Source organism: Variovorax sp. YR752 (assembly GCF_943372545.1).
The window spans coordinates 17,355-39,382 of record NZ_CALRZC010000014.1 but is presented as its reverse complement, the minus strand read 5'-3'; the positions used below and the strand labels follow the sequence as shown (position 1 = coordinate 39,382).

Below are 22,028 nucleotides of genomic sequence, written 5' to 3'. Positions count from 1 at the left end.
GCAGCGGCGGGTAAGCCCGATACCTGATTCCGTCACGTTTGATACGATTTTTCTCCAAGCGCAGCCCCCACAAGCGCCGGAGACCATATGGAATCGAAGCTTCCCCCCCGCACCGACGAGGCGCTGTACCGCGCCATGGTGCGCATCCGCGCCTTCGAGAACGCCGCCGAAACCGCCAGCCAGGGCGGCGTCAGCGCCTACGGCCAGCAGGCGGGCGGCGCCGCCAAGGTGCGCGGGCCGCTGCACCTGTCGACCGGGCAGGAGGCCGTGCCGGCGGGCGTGTGCGCCCACCTGCGCGCGAGCGACTACCTCACCTCCACGCATCGAGGCCACGGCCACACGCTGGCCAAGGGCGCGGACCTCACGCGGATGATGTGCGAGCTGTTCGGCAAGGCCACAGGCTTCAACGGCGGCAAGGGCGGCTCGATGCACATCGCGGACTTCTCGGTCGGCATGCTCGGTGCCAACGGCGTCGTCGCAGCGGGCCTGCCGATCGCGGTCGGTGCGGCGCATGCACAGAAGCTGTTGAAGCAAGGCGACGACATCACGGTCTGCTTTTTCGGCGACGGCGCGATCAACCGCGGGCCGTTCCTTGAAGCGCTGAACTGGGCGCGTGTGTACGACCTGCCCGTGCTCTTCGTCTGCGAGGACAACCGCTGGAGCGCGACCACCGCGAGCGGCCCGATGACGGCCGGTGATGGCGCTTCGGCGCGCGCCGCGTCGATGGACATCGCGGCCACGCAGGTCGACGGCAACGACGTGTTCGCGGTGCACGAAGCCGCCGCGCGCCTGGTGGCCGAGGTGCGCAGCGGCGCCGGGCCGCGCCTGCTGCACGCGCTCACCTACCGCGTGAAGGGCCATGTGTCGGTCGACCTCGCGGCGTACCGCGACCCGGCCGAGCTGGCGGCCGCGCTGGAGACCGACCCGATCGCGCGCGCCCGCGGCCACCTGCTGGACACCGGCGTGCCCGCCGCAACGCTCGACGCCATCGAGAACGCCGCGCGCGACGAGGTGGACACCGCCCTCGCCGTGGCCGACGCCGCGCCCTGGCCCGAGCCCGGCGCTGCCTTCACCGACGTGCAGACCACGGGAGCAGGCCAATGGCTGTGACGACAACGCTGAGTTATTCCGAAGCCGCCGTGCGCGCGCTGCAGCAGGAGATGGATGCCGACCCGCGCGTGGTCGTGCTCGGCGAGGACGTGGGCCGCGGCGGCATCTTCGGCCAGTACAAGGGACTGCAGCAGCAGTACGGCGCCGAGCGCGTGATCGACACGCCGATCAGCGAGGCCGCGATCATGGGCGCCGGCGTGGGCATGGCGCTCGCGGGGCTGCGCCCCGTGGTCGAGATGCGCGTGGTCGACTTCGCGCTGTGCGGCATGGACGAGCTGGTGAACCAGGCCGCGAAGAACCGCTTCATGTTCGGCGGCCAGGGCCGCGTGCCGCTGGTGGCGCGCATGCCGGGCGGCATCTGGGACGCGTCGGCGGCGCAGCATTCGCAGTCGCTCGAGGCCTGGTTCGCGCACCTGCCGGGCGTGGTGGTGGTGAGCCCGTCGACACCGCAGGACAACCACGGCCTGCTGCGCGCGGCGCTGCAGTGCGGCGACCCGGTGGTCTACATCGAGCACAAGACGCTGTGGGGCGTGCGCGGCGAGGTGGATGACACGCTGGTCGTGCCGCTGGGCAAGGCGGCGCGCGTGCGCGAGGGCAACGCGCTCACGCTCGTGAGCTGGAGCAAGCAGATGCAGCCTTGCGCCGCGGCCTGCGACGCGCTGGCGGCCGAGGGCATCGCGGTCGACCTGATCGACCTGCGCACGCTGTGGCCCTGGGACCGCGAGACGGTGCTGTCGTCGTGCGCGCGCACGGGGCGGCTGCTGGTGGTGCACGAGGCGGTGCAGGCCGCGGGCTTCGGCGCCGAGATCGCCGCGAGCGCGGCCGAGGCCATGGGCTGCCGCGTCGCGCGGCTGGGCGCGCCGCGCATTCCGGTCGGCTATGCGCCGGTGCTGGAAGCGCAGTCGCGCGTCGGCGTGGACGCGATCGTGACGGCGGCGAAGAAGCTGGCCGGCTGACACGCGAAAGCGAAAACACACACGGCCATGGACCCGCTCTTCTTCAAGCTGGTGCGGGTGGTCAATCTGACGGCACGGCCGTTCCATGAACGCGTGGGGCGCGAGCACCAGCTCACGCTGAACGAGTGGCGCACGCTGGCCGTGCTCGCCACGCAGCCGGGGCTCACGGGCGCGCAGGTGGCCGACCTCACCGGCCTGGACAAGATGGCCGTGAGCCGCGCGCTGGCGGGCCTGAAGCGCCACAAGCGCGTGCAGCGCCGCGGCGACCCGACCGACCAGCGCTGCAGCCGGCTCTACCTCACGGCCGCCGGCAAGGCGCTGCATGCGACGGTCGGTGCGCTCGGGCGGCAGCGCGAGGCCGAGCTGTTCGCGGGCGTCGATGCCAGCGAGCTGGCCCGGCTGAGCGCGACACTCGACACGCTGATCCGCGCGGTGGAGCGCGCGCCGGACAACGTCGCTGCCGATCAGACCGTGTAGCCGCCGTCCACGCTCAGGTTGGCGCCGGTGACGAAGCCGCCGTCCGGGCCCACGAGGTAGGCGACCATGCCGGCGATTTCTTCGGCGCGGCCGTGGCGCGGCAGCACCATCACGTCGTGCATCGAGGCGGCACGCGGGCCGGTGGCGGGGTTCATGGCGGTGTCGATGGGACCGGGCTGCACGTTGTTCACCGTGATGCCGCGCGGGCCGAGGTCGCGCGCCAGGCCGCGCGTGAGGCCGACGATGGCGGCCTTGCTCATTGCGTAGACGCTGGCGCCCGCGTCCAGCACGCGCTCGGCGTTGATGCTGCCGATGTTGACGATGCGACCCGTGCCGTCGCCCATGTGGCGCGCGGCGGCCTGGACGGCCACGAAGGTGGCGCGCACGTTGACGTCGATGGTGCGGTCGAAGTCGTCGAGCGAGAAGGTGTCGAGGTCGCCGCCGAGGTACACGCCGGCGTTGTTCACCAGGATGTCGAGCCGCTCGAAGGCGCGCGCGCCCTGGGCAATGGCGGCCGTCAGCGCGGCGGCGTCGCCGGCGTCGGCACGGATGGCCAGCGCGCGGCCGCCGGCGGCCTGGATTTCGCCGGCGAGCTTCTCGGCCTCGGCTTGCGCGCTGACGTAGGTGAAGGCCACGGCCGCGCCGTCGCGCGCCAGCCGGCGCACGATGGCGGCGCCGATGCCGCGCGAGCCACCGGTGACGAAGGCGACCTTGCCGGCCAGGACGGGAGAGGAAGACGAAGAGGACACAGAGGTGGAAGCCATGATTTTTCCGATCAGTTGGAGGAGGAAGGCCTTCAGTGTCGGAATTCCATTCCCTTTGCGGTAGTCATCAGTCGGCCCGATCAGATTCAACCCAAAGTTGAAGATGGGCGCCAGAATCGCGACATGGAACCGCTGAATCACCTCGAATCCTTCGTGCAGAGCGCCGAGGGCGGCAGCTTCTCGGCGGCCGCGCGGCGCCTGGGGCTGACGCCCGCGGCGGTCAGCAAGAACGTGGCGCGGCTCGAGGCGCGGCTGGGCGTGCGGCTGTTCCAGCGCAGCACGCGGCGGCTCACGCTGACCGAGGCCGGGGAGCGCTTCCTGGCGCAGGTGGGCGGCGCGCTGGCCACGCTGCAGGACGCGGTGGCGGGCCTCGCGCAGGACGACGGCCAGCCGTCGGGCACGCTCAAGGTGAGCATGGGGCAGGCCTTCGGGCGCGAGCATGTGCTGCCGTTCATGGGCGACTTTCTGGCGCGCTACCCGGGCATCGTGCCCGACTGGCATTTCGACAATCAGCAGGTCGACCTGATCGGCGAAGGCTTCGACGCGGCCATCGGCGGCGGCATCGCGCTGTCGCCCGGCGTGGTGGCGCGCGAGCTGGCGCGCATCCACGTGGTCGCGGTGGCGGCGCCGGCCTACCTGGCGGGGCGCGCGCTGCCCGCGCACCCGGCCGATCTGGCGCGCTTCGACGTGCTGCTGCGCCGCTCCTCGCCCACGGGCCGGCTGCGGCCGTGGACGCTGCGGCACGCGAGCGGCGAAGAAACCATGGTCGAGTTGCCGACGCGCCCGCGCGCGATCTTCAACGACCCCGAGGCGATCGCGCAGGCGGCGCTGCTAGGGCTCGGCGTGGCGATGCTGCCGATGCCCTTCGTGGAACGCGGCCTGCGCAGCGGCGCGCTGGTGCGGCTGCTGCCCGCGTGGTACCAGGATTCGGGCGCCGTGTGGATCTACTACCCGAGCAAGAAGCTGCTGCCGCCGAAGACGCGCGTGTTCGTCGACTTCGTGCTGGCGCGTTTTCGCGAGGCGCAGTTCGCGCAACGCATGCAGGTGGGTTGAGCGGCGATGGCCCTCGCAGGCCGGGGTTTTTACCCGCGACGCCTGCGGCGCCCCCCTGTACAAAGACGCGCATGACTTTTACCTCTCGCTCTCCTTCCGCTACTTCATCTACCCGCCGCTTCGCACTGGTCGCCACGGCGGCGGCCACGCTCGCGCTGCTGGGCGGCGCCGCGCACGCCCAAGGCACCTGGCCGACCAAGCCGGTGCGCATCGTCGTGCCCTTCGCGGCCGGCGGCACGACCGACATCCTGGCGCGCGCGGTCGCGCCCGAGCTGTCGAAGGCCTTCGGCCAGCAGTTCATCGTGGACAACCGTGCGGGCGCTGGCGGCAACGTGGGCGCCGAGATCGTCGCGCGCGCCCCCAACGACGGCTACACGCTGCTGATGGGCACCGTGGGCACGCACGGCATCAACCGCGCTCTGTACCCCAAGCTGCCCTTCGATCCGATCAAGGACTTCGTACCCGTCACGCTGGTGGCCGCGGTGCCGAACGTGATGGAGATGAACGCCGAAACAGCCAAGAAGCTGAACATCCGCAACGTGCAGGATTTCATCAAGTACGCGAAGGCGAATCCCGGCAAGCTGAACATGGCCTCGAGCGGCAGCGGCACCTCGATCCATCTGGCGGGCGAACTCTTCAAGAGCATGACCGGCACCTTCATGGCCCACATTCCGTACAAGGGCTCGGGCCCGGCGCTGCTGGACATGGTGGGCGGCAATGCCGATGTGATGTTCGACAACCTGCCGTCGTCGATGGCACAGATCAAGGGCGGCAAGCTCACGGCGCTGGCCGTGACCAGTTCGCAACGCTCGCCCGCGCTGCCCGATGTGCCGACGGTGGCAGAAGCCGGCGGCCCCGCGCTCAAGGGCTACGAGGCGAGCTCATGGTTCGGGTTGCTGGCGCCGGCCGGCACGTCGCCCGAGATCGTGAACCGCATCCAGCAGGAAGTGGCGAAGTCGCTGGGCACAGCCGCGATCAAGGAAAAGATGCTGGCCCAGGGCGCGATCCCTAGCGGCAATTCGCCGGCAGACTTCACGAAGCTCATTGCGAGTGAGCACGTGAAGTGGGCGAAGGTCGTCAAAGAGTCCGGCGCAAAGGTGGACTGATCACGAGCCGGGGGGGCTCAGGTCCCCCAGGTCACATCCTTGCTCTCGGCCTGTGAGTCCTTGAGCATGTGCAGCAGCGGCGCGGCGCGCTGGTGCAGGCCGACATGCTGCTTCTCTGCGTCGGCATCGTGGCCTTCGACCGCGTGCTCGTCGTGGTTGTGCGCGGCGGGCTTGGTGCTTTCGCGGGCCAGTGCAGCCTCGAGGGCGGCGATGGCGGACGGAATCTGCTCGACCGTGATGATGCCCTGCGGCGCGGCCGATTTGCCGACGATGTCGAGCAGTTGGCGCGCATGCACCTCGAGCATCACGAAGTCAGGAGCGGCCCGGGATTTGAAGCGGTAGAGCATGGTGTTGGGGTCCTCACTTATTTGTAGATGTAGTCACGGGCAAAAGGGTACACCGATTGCGCACCGCGCAAGACGCCTGCGCGCCCTACATTGCCGTCAGGCTTTGTCGACAGCATCTGATGCAAGGAGATCCATCCCTGCTCGAAACTCATGGCCGAGCCCGCGAGGTACAGGCGGTAGGCGCGAAGAATGCGCTCGGCGTTCTCGCCCTGGCGCCCGCCGCTGCGGCCCAGCACTTCGCGCGCGGCATCGAGCTGCGCCTCGAGCGCGTCGGACCACGCCCACAGCGTGCGCGCGTAGTGCGGGCGCAGGCTCTCGGTATCGACCATCTCCAGCCCGGCTGCTGCGGTCTCGCGCAGCACGTGCGTCACGTGCAGCAGTTCGCCGCCGGGGAAGATGTACTTCTCGATGAAGTCGCCCATGCCCGCGCCGAGCTGGCGGTAGTTCAGCTCGCCCGAGGTGATGCCGTGGTTGAGCACCAACCCGCCCGGCTTGAGCAAGGTGTGGATCTTGTGGAAGTAGGTCGGCATGTTGGCCGCGCCCACGTGCTCGAACATGCCCACTGACGAGATCTTGTCGAAGGGCAGATCGTCGGGCAGCTCGCGGTAGTCGCGCAGCTCCACGCGCACGCGCCCCTGCAGCCCTTTTTCTTCGATGAGCCGCTGCACATGCGCGTGCTGGTTCTTCGACAGCGTGATGCCCGTGGCGTCCACGCCGTAGTGCTCGGCCGCCCACAGCAGCAGCGCGCCCCAGCCCGAACCGATGTCCAGGTAACGCTCGCCGGGCTGCAGCATGAGCTTGCGGCAGATGTGGTCGAGCTTGGCTTCCTGCGCCTGCGCCAGCGTGAGCTCGGGCGTGCGGAAGTAGGCGCATGAATAGACGCGGCGCGGGTCGAGCCACAGCGCGTAGAAATCGTCGGAGACGTCGTAGTGGAACTCGATCTGCGCGGCGTCCTTGCGCAGCGAGTGCGAGCCGCGCGACTTGGCGCGGTGCTGCAGGCGGCTCCACCAGCTGGTGTCGGTCTCGGCCGGGTTGCCGGGCAACAGGCCGACAGTGGCGTCGATCAGGTCGCGCATGGCGCCCTCGATCTGCACCTTGCCCTCGACGTAGGCCTCGCCCACGGCCCCGACCTGCCGGCCGGCCAGCTTGGCCAGCACCGACCACTCCTTGAAAGCCAGCGTCACGCGGGAACCCGCCTGGGCGACCCGGCGCCCGTCGGGCAACTCCAGTGCGATGGGCACGGGCAGCGAGGCCAGCTGCGACTCGATCTTGGGTATCAAGTGTTGCATCCGTCCATGGTATTGATTTTTCAAAGAATTTGCATGACATCCCACCTGGGAGCGGGTCGGCGGGCTCTGCAGAGAACTCCTCGTTGACAACAGATTGTTTATGCCTAAACTATTCAACCATGAACAGCTTGACCTCCCCCCGCCTCGCGCCCGCCTCGGACCTCCAGCGCATCCTGTGCATCGGTGGGGGTCCGGCCGGCCTGTATTTCGCCCTGCTGATGAAGGCACGCAACCCGGCGCTGCAGATCACGGTGGTGGAGCGAAACCGCCCGTTCGACACCTTCGGCTGGGGCGTGGTGCTGAGCGACCAGACGCTGGGCAACCTGCGCGCGGCCGACGGCCCCACGGCCGCGCTCATCGGCAACGAGTTCCACCACTGGGACGACATCCAGGTCTTCTTCAAGGGCCGCCAGGTGCGCTCGGGCGGCCACGGCTTCTGCGGCATCGGCCGCAAGCGCCTGCTGAACATCCTGCAGGAACGCTGCCTCGAACTCGGCGTGGAGCTGGTGTTCGAAACCGACGCCACCGACGACCAGGCCATTGCCGCGCAGTACAAGGCCGACCTCGTCATTGCGAGCGACGGCCTCAACAGCCGCATCCGCCAGCGCTACGCCGACGTGTACAAGCCCGACGTCGATCTGCGCAACTGCCGCTTCGTGTGGCTGGGCACGCACCAGACCTTCGACGCCTTCACCTTCGCATTCGAAGAGACCGAGCACGGCTGGTTCCAGGCGCACGCCTACCAGTTCGACGACAAGACCTCGACCTTCATCGTCGAGACGCCCGAGGCCGTGTGGAAGGCGCACGGCCTCGACCAGATGGAGCAGCCCGAGGCTGTCGCCTTCTGCGAGAAGCTGTTCGCCAAGTACCTCGGCGGCCACGCGCTCATCAGCAACGCCACGCACCTGCGCGGCTCGGCCAACTGGATCCGCTTTCCGCGCGTGGTGTGCGAGCGCTGGACGCACCGCATCGACGTCGACGGCCGTTCGGTGCCCGTCGTGCTCATGGGCGACGCCGCGCACACGGCGCACTTCTCGATCGGCTCGGGCACCAAGCTCGCGCTCGAAGACGCGATCGACCTGGCCAACGAATTCGAACAAGGCGGCACGCTCGACCACGTGCTCGAAGGCTATGAAGCACGTCGCAGTGTCGAGGTGCTGAAGATCCAGAACGCCGCGCGCAACTCCACCGAATGGTTCGAGAACGTGCCGCGCTACACGGGCATGGAGATCGAGCAGTTCGCCTACTCGCTGCTCACGCGCTCGCAGCGCATCAGCCACGAGAACCTGCGCGTGCGCGACACGCAATGGCTCGGCGGCTACGAACAATGGCTGGCGGGCGGCAAGGCGATGGCACCGATGCTGATGCCGCTGAAGGTGCGCGGCCTCGAGCTCAAGAACCGCATCGTGGTCTCGCCGATGGCCACCTACAGTGCGATCGATGGCGTGCCGCAAGACTTCCTGCTGGTGCACCTGGGCGCACGCGCGCTCGGCGGCGCCGCGATGGTGTGCGTCGAGATGACGAGCCCGACGCCCGAAGGCCGCATCACGCCGGCCTGCACGGGCCTGTACAACGACACGCAGCAGGCCGCGTTCAAACGCATCGTCGATTTCGTGCACACGCAGTCGAGCGCGAAGATCGCGATCCAGCTCGGCCACAGCGGCCCCAAGGGCTCGACGCGCGTGGGCTGGGAAGGCACCGACGAGCCGCTCGAAAGCGGCAACTGGCCCGTACTCGGCGCGAGCGCCCTGCCCTACGGTGAACAGAACCAGTTGCCGGCCGCGATCACGCGCGCCGAGATGGACACGCTGCGCGACCAGTTCGTCGATTCGACGCGCCGCGCGGTCGAATGCGGCTTCGACTGGCTCGAGCTGCACTGCGCGCACGGCTACCTGCTGTCGGCCTTCATCAGCCCGCTCACCAACCAGCGCACCGACGAATACGGCGGCGACATCGAAGCACGTTGCCGCTACCCGCTCGAAGTGTTCCGCGCGATGCGCGCCGTGTGGCCGGCCGACAAGCCCATGAGCGTGCGCATCTCGGCGCACGACTGGGCGCCCGGCGGCAACACCGACGCCGACGCCGTGGTGGTCGCACGCCTCTTCAAGGAGGCCGGCGCCGACTTCATCGACGTGTCGTCGGGCCAGACCACGCGCGACGCCAAGCCCGTGTACGGCCGCATGTACCAGACGCCGTTTGCCGACCGCATCCGCAACGAGGTCGGCATCTCGACCATCGCGGTGGGCGCCATCACCGACGCCGACCAGGCCAACAGCATCATCGCGGCCGGCCGCGCCGACCTGTGCGCCGTGGCGCGCCCACACCTGGCCGACCCCGCATGGACGCTGCACGAAGCCGCCAAGCTGCAAAGCCGCGACGTCGACTGGCCCAAGCAGTACCTGAGCGGCCGCGACCAGATGTACCGCGAGATCGCCAAGCAGCAGCAGATCGCCGCGGCCACCGCTGCCGCGGGCCGCGCGGCCGACACCGAAGAGACGCACTGACATGGACCTCGAAGCACGCGCCCACAGCGAGCACCCCGAGGCGCTGCGCCTCTGGCTGCGCATGCTCACCTGCACACAGCTGGTGGAAAAGCAGGTGCGCAACGGACTGCGCGCGCAGTTCGCCACCACGCTGCCGCGCTTCGATCTCATGTCGCAACTCGAGCGCTCGCCCGACGGCCTGAAGATGAACGAGCTCTCGCGCCGCATGATGGTCACGGGCGGCAACGTCACCGGCATCACCGACCAGCTCGTGACCGAAGGGCTGGTGGAGCGCATCAACGTCGAGGGCGACCGCCGCGCCTGGCGCGTGCGCCTCACACCGCGCGGACGCAAGCTCTTCAACGAGATGGCGCAGCAGCACGAAGACTGGATCGTCGAGGCTTTTTCAAGCCTCAACCCCAAGGAGATCGCGCAGCTTCACAAGCTGCTCGGCAAGGTCAAGCAACATTCACACAGCAGCCAATTAGCGGAGACCGCATGAAGCACTACATCGGCGCAAGCAATCCCATGCGCGCGCAATTCGAGCCCAAGTCCGACTACAAGGCCGAGCACTTTGCCTGGCGTTTCGAGGCCGGCGTCGGCACCATCACGCTGAACCGCCCCGAGCGCAAGAATCCGCTGACCTTCGACTCGTACGCCGAGCTGCGCGACCTGTTCCGCGCGCTGACCTACGCGACCGACGTGAAGGTGATCGTCATCACCGGCGCCGGCGGCAACTTCTGCTCGGGCGGCGACGTGCATGAAATCATCGGCCCGCTGACCGGCATGCGCATGCCCGAGCTGCTCGAATTCACGCGCATGACGGGCGACCTCGTGAAGGCCATTCGCAACTGCCCGCAGCCGATCGTCGGTGCGATCGACGGCGTGTGTGCCGGCGCCGGCGCGATGATCGCGTTGGCCTGCGACCTGCGCTACGGCACGCCCGCTACGCGCACCGCGTTCCTGTTCACCCGCGTGGGTCTGGCCGGCGCCGACATGGGCGCCTGCGCGCTGCTGCCGCGCGTGATCGGCCAGGGCCGCGCCTCGGAGCTGCTGTTCACCGGCCGCGCCATGACTGCCGACGAAGGCCAGGCCTGGGGCTTCTTCAACGCACTGCACGACAGCGCCTCGCTGCTCGACGCCGCCACCAAGGTCGCGCGCGACCTGGCCGAAGGCCCGAGCTTCGCGCACGGCATGACCAAGACGATGCTCGCGCAAGAGTGGTCGATGACCATCGACCAGGCCATCGAGGCCGAAGCGCAGGCGCAAGCGATCTGCATGCAGACCGAAGACTTCAAGCGCGCCTACGAGGCCTTCGCGGCCAAGCGCAAGCCGGTGTTCGGCGGAGACTGACGCGCATCATGATGACCAAGATCCCCGCCCCACCTTCGACCGCGCACCTCGCGCTGCCGTTCTTCGACGACGCGCACCGCGCGCTCGCCAACGACCTGCTGCCCTGGTGCGCCGCACAGGAGATCGATGAGCGCGACGACCGCGCCGCCTGCCGCGAATGGGTGCGCCGTCTCGGCGACGCCGGCTGGCTGCGCTACGCGGTGCCCGGCAGTGCCGGCGGCGCGCTCGAACGCCTCGATTCGCGCGCGCTCGTGCTGTTGCGCGAAACGCTCGGCTACCACTCGCCACTGGCCGACTTCGCCTTCGCGATGCAGGGCCTGGGCAGTGGCGCAATCACGCTGGACGGCACGCCCGAACAGCAGTCGCAGTACCTCACGGCCGTGGGCCAAGGCAAGAAGATCGCGGCCTTCGCACTCAGCGAACCCGAAGCCGGCTCCGACGTGGCAGCGATGGCGATGCGCGCCGAGCCCACCGCCGACGGCTGGCGCCTGAACGGCGAGAAGACCTGGATCAGCAACGGCGGCATCGCCGACTTCTACTGCGTGTTCGCGAAGACCGACCCCACGGCCGGCACGCGCGGCATCACGGTGTTCATCGTCGACGCGACGACGCCGGGACTCGACACCTCGGCCCACATCGACGTGATGGCGCCGCACCCGCTGGCCTCCTTGCGCTTCGACAACTGCATCGTGCCGCGCACGGCGCAGCTGGGCACGCTGAACGGCGGCTTCAAGCTCGCGATGCGCACGCTCGACATCTTCCGTGCGTCGGTGGCTGCCGCCGCACTCGGCATGGGGCGCCGTGCGCTCGCCGAAGCCATCGCGCACGCCAAGGGCCGCCGCATGTTCGGCCAGACGCTGGCCGACTTCCAGCTCACGCAGGCCAAGCTCGGCGAAATGGCCGCGCTGATCGACAGCGCCGCGCTGCTGACCTACCGCGCCGCGTGGATGCGCGACGACGCCGAGCGCCGTGGCGCGCCGGCGGTCGGCGACGTGTCGGCGGCTGCCGCCATGGCCAAGATGTGCGCCACTGAGAACGCGAGCCGCGTGATCGACATGGCGCTGCAGATGCATGGGGGCCTCGGCGTGAAGGTCGGCACCAAGATCGAAAGCCTGTACCGGGACATCCGCTCGCTGCGCATTTACGAAGGCGCGACGGAAGTCCAGCAACTGATCATCGGCAAATCCGTTTTGCGGGGGTGAAATCGTGTCTGCTCAAGTCGATCGCTTCGTTCATGACCGCCTGCCGCCTGCCGCGCAGCTGCCGGTCTTTCGCTACGACCTGCCCGAGCTGCAGTTCCCCGACCAGCTGAACCTGGTCGAGGAGCTGCTGGACAAGGCGGTCGCCAAGGGCTTCGGTGACAAGCCGATGCTGCGCTCGCCCGCCGGCGTGCTCACCTACGCCCAGGCGGGCGTCGAGGTGAACCGCATCGCCCAGGTGCTGGTCGAGGATCTCGGGCTCGTGCCCGGCAACCGCGTGCTGCTGCGTGGCGGCAACTCGGTGTGGATGGCGCTGTCGTGGCTGGCCGTGGTCAAGGCCGGGCTGATTGCGGTGGCGACGATGCCGCTGCTGCGCGCCAAGGAACTCGGCGAGATCATCGAGAAATCGCAGCCCGTGGCCGCGCTGTGCGAAGGTCGCCTGCTCGAGGAGCTGGTGGCTGCGCAGCAGGTGCACCCCGTGCTCGCGACGGTGATTGCCTTCAACCAGCCCGACGCACCCGATTCGCTGTCGGCACGCGCGGCCAGCAAGAGCGGCGTTTTCCAGGCCTGCCCCACGGCGGCCGACGACATCGCGCTGCTCGCCTTCACCTCGGGCACCACGGGCAAGCCCAAGGCACCCGTCACCACGCACCGCGACGTGGTCGCCATGTGCCAGACCTGGCCGCGCCACGTGCTGCGCGCGCGCAGCGACGACATCGTGGTCGGCACGCCGCCGCTGGCCTTCACCTTCGGGCTCGGCGGCTTGCTGGTCTTCCCGATGTGGGCCGGTGCGTCGGTGTACTTCCCGGACGGATCGTTCTCGCCCGAAGCGCTCGTGAAGCTCATCAACGAGGTCGGCGCGACCATCTGCTACACCGCGCCCACCTTCTATCGCCAGATGGCGCCCTTCGTCCGGCAGCACGGAGCGCCGAGCCTGCGCATCTGCGTGAGCGCAGGCGAGGCGCTTCCCGACGCCACGCGCCAGCTCTGGAAAGACACCACCGGCATCGAGATGCTCGACGGCATCGGCGGCACCGAGGTGTTTCACATCTACATCTCGGCCGCCGGCGACGAGGTGCGCCGCGGCGCCGTCGGCAAGGCGGTACCGGGGTTCACGGCCAAGGTGGTCGACGACCAGGGCAACGAAGTGCCGCGCGGCACGGTCGGCAAGCTGGCGCTGCAAGGGCCGGTCGGGTGCCGCTACCTCGACGATCCGCGCCAGGCCGACTACGTGAAGAACGGCTGGAACTACCCCGGCGACTCGTTCGTGCAGGATGACGACGGCTACTTCTTCTATCAGGCGCGTGCGGACGACATGATCATCACGGCCGGCTACAACGTCGGCGGCCCGGAAGTGGAAGATGCGCTGCTCAAGCACCCGGCCGTGGCCGAGTGCGGCGTCATCGGCAAGCCCGACGCCGACCGCGGCATGATCGTGAAAGCCTTCTGCGTGCTCAAGCCCGGCAACACCGGCGACGCAGCGATGGCGAAGGCGCTTCAGGACCACGTGAAAGCCACCATCGCCCCCTTCAAGTACCCGCGGGAGATCGAGTTCGTGACGGCGCTGCCGCGCACCGAAACCGGCAAACTCCAGCGCTTCAAATTGAGACAACGCAACAGCGAGACACCATCATCATGACGAACAAACTGATTCAGCCTCCCGGCTGGTTGCCCCCGAAGGGCTATGCAAACGGCATCGCCGCGCGCGGCACGCAAGTGTTCGTCGGCGGCCAGATCGGCTGGAATGCCCAGCAGCAGTTCGAATCCGACGACTTCATCGACCAGTGCGGCCAGGCGCTGCGCAATATCGCCGAGGTGCTGCGCGAAGCCGGCGCCGGCCCCGAGCACATGGTGCGCATGACCTGGTACGTGACGGATCGCGACGAGTACAGCCGACGCCTGGCCGAGCTCGGTCCGGTCTACCGCGACGCGCTGGGCCGCAACTTCCCGGCGATGACCTGCGTGCAGGTCGCGGCGCTGGTGGAGCACCGCGCGAAGGTGGAGATCGAGGTCACGGCGGTCATTCCGGACTGATTTGAGTGGGCTGAGCGTCAGCGCAGTCCCTCAGGCGCCTTCACTGCGCACATTCTCGAAACCGGCCCTTTGCGGGGCCGGTCCAGAAACAGAAAAGCCCTCTTCGCGAGGGCTTTCTTTTGCGCCTGATTTCGACCGGGAATTTCCAAAGGAATTTGGACAAAGAAAAAGGCCCTTTGATTTCTCAAAGGGCCTTTTAAATTGGTTGCGCGAGCAAGATTTGAACTTGCGACCTTTGGGTTATGAGCCCAACGAGCTACCAGGCTGCTCCATCGCGCGGCAAGTATAAATTATAGCTTATTCAGCGGCGTTTTGCTCAGCGCCAGCATCTTTAATTTCAGCACGGTCGACCAGTTCGACGAGCGCCATCGGGGCATTGTCGCCCACGCGGAAACCCATCTTCAGGATGCGGGTGTAGCCGCCCGGACGCGCTGCGAAACGCGGGCCGAGTTCGCCGAAGAGCTTGACGACGCTGTCGCGGCTGCGCAGGCGGTCGAAGGCCAGACGCTTGTTGGCCAGCGTGGGCTTCTTGGCGAGCGTGATCATCGGCTCGATGACGCGGCGCAGTTCCTTGGCCTTGGGGACCGTGGTCTTGATGACTTCGTGCTCGATGAGCGAATTCATCATGTTCTGCAGCATCGCAAGGCGGTGCGAGCTGGTGCGGTTGAGTTTGCGAAGTCCGTGTCCGTGACGCATGGTGCTTTTCCTTTACTTTATTAAACAGGCAGCCGTATCAGGTACTGCCCGGGCACGAGCCCTCAGGGGCTCAATTCAAACAAAAATCAACGCTTGTCGAGACCGGCCGGCGGCCAGCTTTCAAGCTTCATACCAAGGGTGAGGCCGCGCGAAGCGAGGACTTCCTTGATTTCGTTGAGCGACTTGCGACCCAGGTTCGGGGTCTTGAGCAGCTCGTTTTCGGTGCGCTGGATCAGGTCACCGATGTAGTAGATGTTTTCGGCCTTCAGGCAGTTGGCCGAACGCACCGTCAGTTCGAGTTCGTCGACAGGGCGCAGCAGGATCGGATCGAATTGCTGGGCGCTGCGCGGTGCGGGTGCATCGAATGCAGCGAGTTCGCCGCCTTCGAGCTGCGCAAACACGGCGAGCTGTTCAACCAGAATTTTAGCCGATGCGCGAACCGCATCTTCGGCGCTGATCGCACCGTTGGTTTCGATCTCGACCAGCAGCTTGTCCAGGTCGGTACGCTGTTCGACACGGGCGCTTTCGACCGTGTAGCTCACGCGCTTGACGGGCGAGAACGACGCGTCCAGAACGATACGGCCGATCGACTTGGTCGGCTCGTCGGCGTAGCGACGCATCGTGCCGGGCACGTAGCCGCGACCCTTTTCAACCTTGATCTGCATGTCGAGCTTGCCGCCTTGCGACAGGTGCGCGATCACGTGGTCAGGATTGATGATCTCGACGTCGTGCGGGGTCTGGATGTCCGAAGCGAGGACCGGGCCTTCGCCGTCCTTGCGCAGGCTCAGCGTGACTTCGTCGCGGTTGTGGAGCTTGAACACCACGCCCTTGAGATTCAGCAGGATGTTGACGACATCTTCCTGCACGCCGTCGATCGACGAGTACTCATGCAGAACGCCAGCGATCGTGACTTCGGTGGCCGAGTAGCCGACCATGGACGACAGCAGAACGCGACGCAGCGCGTTGCCGAGCGTGTGGCCGTAGCCGCGCTCGAAAGGTTCGAGCGTGACCTTGGCCTTGTTGGGGGCAAGTTGCTCGACCTGGATGGTCTTGGGTTTCAGCAGGGTGGTTTGCATGCAGACTTCCTCTCAATACCCCCGGCTCGTTACACCGGTAAGGCTGGTGAAGCGCCTGATCCGCAACAGAGTGCGGAGCAGGAACGTGAACAACAATATCAATCTCCCGCCGGCGCACAGACGCGCAGGCGGGTAGAGAAAATCAACGCGAATACAGTTCGACGATCAGCGATTCGTTGATGTCGGCTGCGAATTCGTCGCGATCCGGGACCTTCTTGAAGGTGCCTTCGGCCTTGTCGGCGTTCACATCGACCCAGGCCGGCATGCCGACTTGTTGGGCGAGTTGCAGCGCTTCGACAATGCGGTTCTGCTTCTTCGACTTTTCGCGCACGGCGATCACGTCACCGGTCTTGACCAGGTACGACGGGATGTTGACCGACTGGCCGTTCACGGTGATCGCCTTGTGCGACACGAGCTGGCGTGCTTCGGCGCGCGTCGAGCCGAAGCCCATGCGGTAGACCACGTTGTCCAGGCGCGACTCAAGGATGAACAGCAGGTTGGCGCCGGTGTTGCCACGGCGGCGATCGGCTTCTTCGAAGTAGCGGCGGAACTGCTTCTCGAGCACGCCGTACATGCGCTTGACCTTCTGCTTCTCACGCAGCTGCAGACCGTAGTCGGAGGTGCGCTGACCCGAGGTGCGACCGTGCTGGCCGGGCTTGGAGTCGAACTTGGCCTTGTCCTGGATCGAACGGCGGGCGCTCTTCAGGAACAGGTCGGTGCCTTCACGGCGGGAAAGTTTGGCCTTGGGGCCGAGGTAACGTGCCACGGTATTTCCTTGGTGTCATCTGCCGCAGTTGCCTGCGGGAGCCGTCGGCGGATGTGCCGATGGCGGTGGGCTTAGTGAAAAAACAAATGCGCAGCCGCTCGAAAGCTGGCTGCGCCTTGCGGACTGACGATCAGATGCGGCGACGCTTCTGGGGACGGCAGCCGTTGTGCGGAACGGGCGTCACGTCGGCAATGGAATTGATCCGGATGCCGAGCGCAGCCAGGGCGCGCACCGACGACTCGCGACCAGGACCGGGGCCCTTGATCTCGACGTCGAGGTTCTTGATACCTTGTTCGACAGCAGCACGGCCGGCCACTTCGGAAGCGACCTGCGCAGCGAACGGGGTCGACTTGCGCGAGCCCTTGAAGCCCTGGCCACCCGACGAAGCCCACGACAGGGCGTTGCCCTGGCGATCGGTGATCGTGATGATGGTGTTGTTGAACGAGGCATGCACGTGGGCGATACCGTCCGCAACGTTCTTGCGAACCTTCTTGCGAACGCGCTGTGCGGCGTTGTTTGCAGGTGCTTTAGCCATGCTTGTCTATCCTTATTTCTTCAGGGACTGCGCAGCCTTGCGCGGACCCTTGCGGGTGCGGGCATTGGTGCGCGTGCGCTGGCCGCGCATCGGCAGGCCGCGACGGTGACGGAAGCCGCGATAGCAGCCGATGTCCATCAAACGCTTGATGTTCATCGTCGTCTCGCGACGCAGATCGCCTTCGATCGTGAACAGAGCGATCTGGTCACGGATCTTCTCGAGATCGCCGTCGGTCAGATCTTTGATCTTCTTCGAATATTCGATGCCGCTCGCTTCGCAGATTTGACGGGCGCGGGTGCGACCGATTCCGAAAATGGCGGTCAGGCCGATTTCAGTGTGCTTGTGCGGCGGGATGTTGATGCCAGCAATACGTGCCATGTGCGTCCTCTAATACTCTTCAATCAACCCTGGCGCTGCTTGTGGCGCGGGTCGGTGCAAATCACACGCACCACACCTTTACGGCGGATGACCTTGCAATTACGGCAGATGGTTTTGACCGAAGCCGAAACTCTCATTTCATTCTCCTAAAACTGTTTAACGTGGCGGTCTACCGCCCGGACTCAAAACTGAAACACAGCCCTACGATGTCTTGAAGTTCGCCTTCTTCAGCAGCGATTCGTACTGCTGGGACATCATGTAGTTTTGCACCTGGGCCATGAAGTCCATCGTGACAACCACGATGATCAGCAGGGAGGTACCACCGAAGTAGAACGGCACGTTGTACTTCAGGATCAGGAACTCGGGCAGCAGGCAGACGAAGGTGATGTACACCGCGCCGGCCAACGTCAGGCGAACCAGAATCTTGTCGATATAGCGAGCGGTCTGGTCACCCGGGCGAATGCCAGGAATGAATGCACCACTCTTCTTCAGGTTGTCGGCCGTTTCCTTGCTGTTGAACACGAGTGCCGTGTAGAAGAAGCAGAAGAAAACGATCGCAGCGGCATACAGCAGCACATAGATCGGCTCGCCCGGGCGCAGTGCGCTTGCGATGTCCTTGATCCAGCGGAAGCCACCTTCACCGGTGCTGAACCAGCCCACCACCGTTGCCGGCAGCAGAATGATCGACGACGCGAAGATCGGAGGAATCACACCGGCCATGTTCAGCTTCAGGGGCAGGTGCGACGACTGACCGCCGTAGACCTTGTTGCCAACCTGGCGCCGCGCATAGTTCACGAGGATCTTGCGCTGACCGCGTTCCACGAACACCACGAAGTAGGTGACCAGCACCACGACAGCGATGATGAAGAGCGCAACGATGGGATTCATCGCACCGGTCGTCACCAGCGAAGCCAAGCCGCCGATAGCGCCCGGCAGACCGGCCGCGATACCTGCAAAGATCAGGATCGAGATGCCGTTGCCCAGGCCGCGTTCGGTGATCTGCTCGCCGAGCCACATCAGGAACATCGAACCAGCGGTCAGGCTCACCATGGCGGTCAGGCGGAAGCCGAAACCGGGAGCGATCACCAGACCGGCCGACGATTCGAGGGCCACTGCGATGCTGAACGACTGGAACAGAGCCAGGCCGAGCGCGCCATAGCGCGTGTACTGCGTGATCTTGCGGCGACCGGCCTCGCCTTCCTTCTTCAATTGCTCGAAGGTCGGAAGTACGTAGGTCATCAGCTGCATGATGATCGACGCCGAGATGTACGGCATGATCCCCAACGCGAACACGGTGAAGCGCGAGAGCGCCCCGCCCGAGAACATGTTGAACAGGCTCAGAATGCCGCCCTGCTGGCCCTGGAAGAGCGCTGCCAGCTGGTCCGGGTTGATACCCGGCACAGGAATGTGCGCGCCAATCCGATAGACCACGAGCGCGAGCAGCAAAAAGACGAGCCGACGACGGAGGTCGCCGAACTTGCCTGTTTTTGCGATCGTTGCCGCGTTAGTTGCCACGAAGAACTTCTTTCAGTCCGAAGGTGATCAGGCGAAGCTGCCGCCGGCTGCTTCGATCGCAGCCTTGGCACCAGCGGTCGCACCCACGCCCGTCAGCTTGACGGCCTTGGTGAGTTCGCCGGTCTTGATGATCTTGACGACCTTGGCGAGCTGGCCCACGAGGCCGGCTTGCTTCAGTGCCAAGACATCGACTTCGGCCAGGCCGAGCTGCTCGAGAGCAGTCAGCGTGACTTCGGCGTTGAACTTCAGCAGGTGCGACTTGAAACCACGCTTGGGCAGGCGACGTTGCAGCGGCATTTGGCCGCCTTCGAAACCAACCTTGTGGAAACCGCCCGCACGCGACTTCTGACCCTTGTGACCGCGACCTGCGGTCTTGCCGATGCCGGAGCCGATACCGCGGCCGACACGACGCTTGGCGTGCTTGGCGCCAGCTGCCGGCTTGATGCCATTGAGTTCCATATCAGTCTCTCTTACAGAACTTTGACCAGATAACTGATCTTGTTGATCATGCCGCGCACTGCGGGCGTGTCTTGCAGCTCGCTCACGCTGTTGAGCTTGCGCAGGCCGAGGCCACGCACGGTCGCGCGATGCGATTCCTTGGTGCCGATCGGGCTCTTCACCAGCTGCACCTTGAGGGTTTGTTGTTGCGTCATTTGAATGCTTCCTTCAGCCTTGCGAGAGCTTGCGCTCAGGCGAAGATTTCTTCGACGGTGAGACCGCGCTTGGCAGCCACATTGCCGGCCGTCGTCGAGTTCTTCAACCCGTCGAGCGTGGCGCGAACCATGTTGTAGGGGTTCGACGAACCATGGCTCTTGGCCACGATGTCGGTGATGCCCATGACTTCGAACACGGCGCGCATCGGGCCGCCGGCGATGATGCCGGTACCCTTGGGAGCCGGATACATCACGACCCTGGCGGCGCCATGATGGCCTTGCACCTGGTGGTGCAGCGTGCCGTTCTTGATCGCAGCCTTGAACAGGTTGCGACGGGCTTCTTCCATTGCCTTCTGCACGGCAGCAGGCACTTCCTTCGACTTGCCCTTGCCCATGCCGACGCGGCCTTCACCGTCACCGACCACGGTCAGTGCTGCGAAACCGAGGATACGACCACCCTTCACCACCTTGGTGACGCGGTTGATCGCGATCATCTTCTCGCGCAAACCGTCTTCAGGACCTTCGTTCTGCGTTCTTGCTTGAATCTTTGCCATTTTGAATCTCGTGTCCGTTTAGAACTGCAGACCGGCTTCGCGGGCTGCCTCGGCCAGCGCCTTGACGCGGCCGTGGTAGGCGAAACCTGCGCGATCGAAAGCGACCTTCTCGACGCCGGCAGCCTTCGCCTTTTCAGCGATGCGCTTGCCGATGGCGGTGGCAGCGGCGGCATTGCCACCCTTGCCCGAGGCGCCGAGTGCTGCGCGCACTTCGGCTTCGGCCGTCGATGCGGTTGCGATCACCTTGGTGCCGTCGTCGGAGATGACGGTGGCATAGATGTGCAGGTTGGTGCGGTTCACCGTGAGGCGGGCCACGCCCTGCGTCGCGATGCGGATGCGGGTCTGGCGCGAGCGGCGAAGACGCTGTGCTTTTTTGGTCAACATCATTTTGCTGCCCCTTACTTCTTCTTGGTCTCTTTGATCACGATCTTCTCGTCCGAATAACGGATGCCCTTGCCCTTGTAAGGCTCAGGCGGACGAACAGCGCGGATCTCAGCGGCGATTTGACCAACGCGCTGACGGTCAGCACCCTTGATCACGATTTCGGTCGGGGTCGCGGTGGTCACCGTGATGCCTTGCGGCATGTCGATGTTGACCGGGTGCGAGTAACCGACTTGCAGGTTCAACTTGTTGTTGGACGCTGCAGCCTTGTAGCCGACGCCGACCAGGTTGAGCTTCTTCTCGAAGCCCTTGGTCACGCCAACCACCATGTTGTTCACCAGCTGACGGATCGTGCCGCTCATCGCATTCGCTTCACGCGATTCGTTGGCGGGCTCGAAGCTCAGCTTGCCGTCATTGCTGACGACATTCACCAGCGCATTGCGAGCCAGGTTGAGCGTGCCGCCCGTGCCCTTGACGCTGATCTGGTCTTCCTTGATCGACACATCCACACCTGCGGGGATGGCGACCGGCATTTTTCCTACTCGGGACATTTCAGTAACTCCTCGATGTCTCGGTTAGGCGACGTAGCACAGAACTTCGCCACCGACACCGGTAGCGCGAGCCTTGCGGTCGGTCATCACGCCCTGGGGGGTCGTGACGATCGCAACGCCGAGGCCGTTCTGGACTTGCGGGATGGCTGCGCTGGCCTTGTAGACGCGCAGGCCGGGGCGGCTCACGCGCTCGATACGTTCGATGACCGGGCGGCCAGCGTAGTACTTCAGCGTGATGACGAGTTCGGACTTACCGGCATCGGTCTTCACTTCGAAGCCGTCGATGTAGCCTTCGTCCTTCAGGACTTGTGCAATCGCAGCCTTCACCTTAGAAGACGGGATCGACACAGTGGGCTTCGCCACCATCTGCGCGTTACGGATACGCGTCAGCAGGTCGGCAATGGGATCACTCATGCTCATGTTGTTTGCTCCTGCCTGGCTTACCAGCTGGCCTTGGTGACACCGGGGATGTCGCCGTTGAAAGCCAGTTCGCGGATCTTGGCGCGGGCCAGACCGAATTGACGGAAGGTGCCACGGGGGCGACCGGTGATTGCACAACGGTTGCGCTGGCGCGTGGGGTTCGCGTTGCGCGGGAGCTTCTGCAGGCCCAGGCGGGCTGCTGCGCGCTCTTCGTCGCTCTTCTTCGCGTCGTTGGAAATTGCCTTCAGCTCAGCGTGCTTCGCAGCGAACTTGGCAACCAGCTTGTCGCGCTTGAGTTCGCGCTGGATCAAAGATTGTTTAGCCATGGTTCG

The 22,028-nt window shown here is 65.8% G+C and carries 28 protein-coding genes and 1 tRNA gene; 11 read left to right on the top strand and 18 right to left on the bottom strand.

The window, feature by feature from the left end:
* Window positions 1-87: 87 nt before the first annotated feature.
* From AAG801_RS05350 to AAG801_RS05340, 3 genes are read left to right on the top strand one after another with little or no spacing between them, the layout of a single operon-like run.
* A complete protein-coding gene (locus tag AAG801_RS05350; RefSeq protein WP_341887480.1) occupies window positions 88-1,110 on the top strand; it encodes a thiamine pyrophosphate-dependent dehydrogenase E1 component subunit alpha in 1,023 nt (340 codons plus the stop codon).
* Window positions 1,101-2,066, top strand: a complete 966-nt coding sequence (locus AAG801_RS05345) for a transketolase C-terminal domain-containing protein (protein WP_341887479.1) — start codon at window positions 1,101-1,103, stop codon at window positions 2,064-2,066. The genes AAG801_RS05350 and AAG801_RS05345 overlap by 10 nt, the downstream gene beginning before the upstream one ends.
* Before the next feature lie 27 nt (window positions 2,067-2,093).
* Complete coding sequence (locus AAG801_RS05340; protein WP_341887478.1) at window positions 2,094-2,543, top strand: MarR family winged helix-turn-helix transcriptional regulator; 450 nt, start codon at window positions 2,094-2,096, stop codon at window positions 2,541-2,543.
* On the opposite strand, the gene AAG801_RS05335 is transcribed toward AAG801_RS05340, so the two are convergent.
* Window positions 2,531-3,307 carry an SDR family oxidoreductase gene (locus tag AAG801_RS05335; protein WP_341887477.1) on the bottom strand — a complete coding sequence of 259 codons (777 nt, stop codon included), beginning with the start codon at window positions 3,305-3,307 and terminating at the stop codon, window positions 2,531-2,533. The two genes, AAG801_RS05340 and AAG801_RS05335, sit on opposite strands and share 13 nt — an antisense overlap.
* A gap of 123 nt (window positions 3,308-3,430) precedes the next feature.
* Here AAG801_RS05335 and AAG801_RS05330 point away from each other — a divergent pair, with 123 nt between their 5' ends.
* Both AAG801_RS05330 and AAG801_RS05325 read left to right on the top strand, forming a co-directional pair.
* A complete protein-coding gene (locus tag AAG801_RS05330; RefSeq protein WP_341887476.1) occupies window positions 3,431-4,360 on the top strand; it encodes a LysR family transcriptional regulator in 930 nt (309 codons plus the stop codon).
* Window positions 4,361-4,431: 71 nt separating this feature from the next.
* Window positions 4,432-5,466: a tripartite tricarboxylate transporter substrate binding protein gene (locus AAG801_RS05325; protein WP_341887475.1), complete on the top strand. Its 1,035-nt coding sequence runs from the start codon at window positions 4,432-4,434 to the stop codon at window positions 5,464-5,466.
* 17 nt (window positions 5,467-5,483) lie between these two features.
* On the opposite strand, the gene AAG801_RS05320 is transcribed toward AAG801_RS05325, so the two are convergent.
* Window positions 5,484-5,813 carry a DUF1840 domain-containing protein gene (locus AAG801_RS05320; RefSeq protein ID WP_341887474.1) on the bottom strand — a complete coding sequence of 110 codons (330 nt, stop codon included), beginning with the start codon at window positions 5,811-5,813 and terminating at the stop codon, window positions 5,484-5,486.
* Between the two features lie 17 nt (window positions 5,814-5,830).
* The gene (locus tag AAG801_RS05315; protein ID WP_341887473.1) at window positions 5,831-7,102 is read right to left on the bottom strand and encodes a class I SAM-dependent methyltransferase; all 1,272 of its coding nucleotides are present in this window, start codon (window positions 7,100-7,102) and stop codon (window positions 5,831-5,833) included.
* Between the two features lie 119 nt (window positions 7,103-7,221).
* Between AAG801_RS05315 and AAG801_RS05310 the strand changes: the two genes are divergently transcribed.
* From AAG801_RS05310 to AAG801_RS05285, 6 genes are read left to right on the top strand one after another with little or no spacing between them, the layout of a single operon-like run.
* The gene (locus tag AAG801_RS05310; RefSeq protein WP_341887472.1) at window positions 7,222-9,606 is read left to right on the top strand and encodes a bifunctional salicylyl-CoA 5-hydroxylase/oxidoreductase; all 2,385 of its coding nucleotides are present in this window, start codon (window positions 7,222-7,224) and stop codon (window positions 9,604-9,606) included.
* A 1-nt stretch (window position 9,607) separates the two neighbouring features.
* Window positions 9,608-10,087 (top strand): MarR family transcriptional regulator, encoded by a 480-nt coding sequence (locus tag AAG801_RS05305; protein WP_101491458.1) that lies wholly within the window; start codon window positions 9,608-9,610, stop codon window positions 10,085-10,087.
* Window positions 10,084-10,938: an enoyl-CoA hydratase family protein gene (locus tag AAG801_RS05300; RefSeq protein ID WP_341887471.1), complete on the top strand. Its 855-nt coding sequence runs from the start codon at window positions 10,084-10,086 to the stop codon at window positions 10,936-10,938. Before AAG801_RS05305 ends, AAG801_RS05300 begins: the two co-directional genes overlap by 4 nt.
* An 8-nt stretch (window positions 10,939-10,946) precedes the next feature.
* On the top strand, window positions 10,947-12,140 hold the full coding sequence (locus AAG801_RS05295) for an acyl-CoA dehydrogenase family protein (protein ID WP_341887470.1): 1,194 nt from the start codon (window positions 10,947-10,949) through the stop codon (window positions 12,138-12,140).
* 4 nt (window positions 12,141-12,144) lie between these two features.
* Window positions 12,145-13,776: an AMP-binding protein gene (locus AAG801_RS05290; protein ID WP_341887469.1), complete on the top strand. Its 1,632-nt coding sequence runs from the start codon at window positions 12,145-12,147 to the stop codon at window positions 13,774-13,776.
* Window positions 13,773-14,171, top strand: coding sequence for a RidA family protein (locus tag AAG801_RS05285; RefSeq protein ID WP_101491462.1), 399 nt, complete (start codon window positions 13,773-13,775; stop codon window positions 14,169-14,171). The genes AAG801_RS05290 and AAG801_RS05285 overlap by 4 nt, the downstream gene beginning before the upstream one ends.
* A 202-nt stretch (window positions 14,172-14,373) precedes the next feature.
* Here the strand turns inward: AAG801_RS05285 and AAG801_RS05280 are convergent.
* From AAG801_RS05280 to rpsN, 15 genes are all read right to left on the bottom strand, one after another.
* Window positions 14,374-14,450: transfer RNA gene (locus AAG801_RS05280), tRNA-Met, on the bottom strand.
* Between the two features lie 18 nt (window positions 14,451-14,468).
* A complete protein-coding gene (rplQ, locus tag AAG801_RS05275; protein WP_056576970.1) occupies window positions 14,469-14,867 on the bottom strand; it encodes a 50S ribosomal protein L17 in 399 nt (132 codons plus the stop codon).
* Window positions 14,868-14,953: 86 nt separating this feature from the next.
* On the bottom strand, window positions 14,954-15,943 hold the full coding sequence (gene rpoA / locus AAG801_RS05270; protein WP_101491463.1) for a DNA-directed RNA polymerase subunit alpha: 990 nt from the start codon (window positions 15,941-15,943) through the stop codon (window positions 14,954-14,956).
* A 142-nt stretch (window positions 15,944-16,085) separates the two neighbouring features.
* On the bottom strand, window positions 16,086-16,709 hold the full coding sequence (gene rpsD, locus AAG801_RS05265; protein WP_056576976.1) for a 30S ribosomal protein S4: 624 nt from the start codon (window positions 16,707-16,709) through the stop codon (window positions 16,086-16,088).
* Between the two features lie 130 nt (window positions 16,710-16,839).
* The gene (gene rpsK, locus AAG801_RS05260; protein WP_009124825.1) at window positions 16,840-17,244 is read right to left on the bottom strand and encodes a 30S ribosomal protein S11; all 405 of its coding nucleotides are present in this window, start codon (window positions 17,242-17,244) and stop codon (window positions 16,840-16,842) included.
* A 12-nt stretch (window positions 17,245-17,256) separates the two neighbouring features.
* On the bottom strand, window positions 17,257-17,622 hold the full coding sequence (gene rpsM / locus AAG801_RS05255; RefSeq protein ID WP_101491464.1) for a 30S ribosomal protein S13: 366 nt from the start codon (window positions 17,620-17,622) through the stop codon (window positions 17,257-17,259).
* A gap of 23 nt (window positions 17,623-17,645) precedes the next feature.
* Window positions 17,646-17,759, bottom strand: coding sequence for a 50S ribosomal protein L36 (rpmJ, locus tag AAG801_RS05250; RefSeq protein WP_013544106.1), 114 nt, complete (start codon window positions 17,757-17,759; stop codon window positions 17,646-17,648).
* Window positions 17,760-17,823: 64 nt separating this feature from the next.
* The gene (gene secY / locus AAG801_RS05245) at window positions 17,824-19,137 is read right to left on the bottom strand and encodes a preprotein translocase subunit SecY (RefSeq protein WP_101491465.1); all 1,314 of its coding nucleotides are present in this window, start codon (window positions 19,135-19,137) and stop codon (window positions 17,824-17,826) included.
* Window positions 19,138-19,164: 27 nt separating this feature from the next.
* Window positions 19,165-19,596: a 50S ribosomal protein L15 gene (rplO, locus tag AAG801_RS05240; protein ID WP_101491466.1), complete on the bottom strand. Its 432-nt coding sequence runs from the start codon at window positions 19,594-19,596 to the stop codon at window positions 19,165-19,167.
* An 11-nt stretch (window positions 19,597-19,607) separates the two neighbouring features.
* On the bottom strand, window positions 19,608-19,790 hold the full coding sequence (gene rpmD / locus AAG801_RS05235) for a 50S ribosomal protein L30 (RefSeq protein ID WP_019653974.1): 183 nt from the start codon (window positions 19,788-19,790) through the stop codon (window positions 19,608-19,610).
* 35 nt (window positions 19,791-19,825) lie between these two features.
* On the bottom strand, window positions 19,826-20,344 hold the full coding sequence (gene rpsE / locus AAG801_RS05230) for a 30S ribosomal protein S5 (RefSeq protein WP_099793806.1): 519 nt from the start codon (window positions 20,342-20,344) through the stop codon (window positions 19,826-19,828).
* Window positions 20,345-20,362: 18 nt separating this feature from the next.
* Window positions 20,363-20,728: a 50S ribosomal protein L18 gene (gene rplR, locus AAG801_RS05225; protein WP_056577252.1), complete on the bottom strand. Its 366-nt coding sequence runs from the start codon at window positions 20,726-20,728 to the stop codon at window positions 20,363-20,365.
* Between the two features lie 14 nt (window positions 20,729-20,742).
* Window positions 20,743-21,276, bottom strand: a complete 534-nt coding sequence (rplF, locus tag AAG801_RS05220) for a 50S ribosomal protein L6 (protein WP_099793808.1) — start codon at window positions 21,274-21,276, stop codon at window positions 20,743-20,745.
* A 24-nt stretch (window positions 21,277-21,300) separates the two neighbouring features.
* The gene (gene rpsH, locus AAG801_RS05215) at window positions 21,301-21,696 is read right to left on the bottom strand and encodes a 30S ribosomal protein S8 (RefSeq protein ID WP_056516708.1); all 396 of its coding nucleotides are present in this window, start codon (window positions 21,694-21,696) and stop codon (window positions 21,301-21,303) included.
* A gap of 20 nt (window positions 21,697-21,716) precedes the next feature.
* Window positions 21,717-22,022 (bottom strand): 30S ribosomal protein S14, encoded by a 306-nt coding sequence (rpsN, locus tag AAG801_RS05210; RefSeq protein WP_101491467.1) that lies wholly within the window; start codon window positions 22,020-22,022, stop codon window positions 21,717-21,719.
* Between the last annotated feature and the right edge of the window lie 6 nt (window positions 22,023-22,028).

Coding starts and splice junctions, on each gene's coding strand:
- rpmD (WP_019653974.1), bottom strand. CDS start 19,790: ATGACGCAACAACAAACCCTCAAGGTGCAGCTGGTGAAGAGCCCGATC.
- AAG801_RS05300 (WP_341887471.1), top strand. CDS start 10,084: ATGAAGCACTACATCGGCGCAAGCAATCCCATGCGCGCGCAATTCGAG.
- rpsK (WP_009124825.1), bottom strand. CDS start 17,244: ATGGCTAAAGCACCTGCAAACAACGCCGCACAGCGCGTTCGCAAGAAG.
- rpsE (WP_099793806.1), bottom strand. CDS start 20,344: ATGGCAAAGATTCAAGCAAGAACGCAGAACGAAGGTCCTGAAGACGGT.
- rplQ (WP_056576970.1), bottom strand. CDS start 14,867: ATGCGTCACGGACACGGACTTCGCAAACTCAACCGCACCAGCTCGCAC.
- rpoA (WP_101491463.1), bottom strand. CDS start 15,943: ATGCAAACCACCCTGCTGAAACCCAAGACCATCCAGGTCGAGCAACTT.
- AAG801_RS05345 (WP_341887479.1), top strand. CDS start 1,101: ATGGCTGTGACGACAACGCTGAGTTATTCCGAAGCCGCCGTGCGCGCG.
- AAG801_RS05335 (WP_341887477.1), bottom strand. CDS start 3,307: ATGGCTTCCACCTCTGTGTCCTCTTCGTCTTCCTCTCCCGTCCTGGCC.
- AAG801_RS05315 (WP_341887473.1), bottom strand. CDS start 7,102: ATGCAACACTTGATACCCAAGATCGAGTCGCAGCTGGCCTCGCTGCCC.
- rpsH (WP_056516708.1), bottom strand. CDS start 21,696: ATGAGCATGAGTGATCCCATTGCCGACCTGCTGACGCGTATCCGTAAC.
- rpsN (WP_101491467.1), bottom strand. CDS start 22,022: ATGGCTAAACAATCTTTGATCCAGCGCGAACTCAAGCGCGACAAGCTG.
- AAG801_RS05320 (WP_341887474.1), bottom strand. CDS start 5,813: ATGCTCTACCGCTTCAAATCCCGGGCCGCTCCTGACTTCGTGATGCTC.
- AAG801_RS05350 (WP_341887480.1), top strand. CDS start 88: ATGGAATCGAAGCTTCCCCCCCGCACCGACGAGGCGCTGTACCGCGCC.
- AAG801_RS05340 (WP_341887478.1), top strand. CDS start 2,094: ATGGACCCGCTCTTCTTCAAGCTGGTGCGGGTGGTCAATCTGACGGCA.
- rpmJ (WP_013544106.1), bottom strand. CDS start 17,759: ATGAGAGTTTCGGCTTCGGTCAAAACCATCTGCCGTAATTGCAAGGTC.
- AAG801_RS05330 (WP_341887476.1), top strand. CDS start 3,431: ATGGAACCGCTGAATCACCTCGAATCCTTCGTGCAGAGCGCCGAGGGC.
- rplR (WP_056577252.1), bottom strand. CDS start 20,728: ATGTTGACCAAAAAAGCACAGCGTCTTCGCCGCTCGCGCCAGACCCGC.
- rpsM (WP_101491464.1), bottom strand. CDS start 17,622: ATGGCACGTATTGCTGGCATCAACATCCCGCCGCACAAGCACACTGAA.
- AAG801_RS05295 (WP_341887470.1), top strand. CDS start 10,947: ATGATGACCAAGATCCCCGCCCCACCTTCGACCGCGCACCTCGCGCTG.
- AAG801_RS05305 (WP_101491458.1), top strand. CDS start 9,608: ATGGACCTCGAAGCACGCGCCCACAGCGAGCACCCCGAGGCGCTGCGC.
- AAG801_RS05325 (WP_341887475.1), top strand. CDS start 4,432: ATGACTTTTACCTCTCGCTCTCCTTCCGCTACTTCATCTACCCGCCGC.
- AAG801_RS05285 (WP_101491462.1), top strand. CDS start 13,773: ATGACGAACAAACTGATTCAGCCTCCCGGCTGGTTGCCCCCGAAGGGC.
- rplO (WP_101491466.1), bottom strand. CDS start 19,596: ATGGAACTCAATGGCATCAAGCCGGCAGCTGGCGCCAAGCACGCCAAG.
- rplF (WP_099793808.1), bottom strand. CDS start 21,276: ATGTCCCGAGTAGGAAAAATGCCGGTCGCCATCCCCGCAGGTGTGGAT.
- AAG801_RS05310 (WP_341887472.1), top strand. CDS start 7,222: ATGAACAGCTTGACCTCCCCCCGCCTCGCGCCCGCCTCGGACCTCCAG.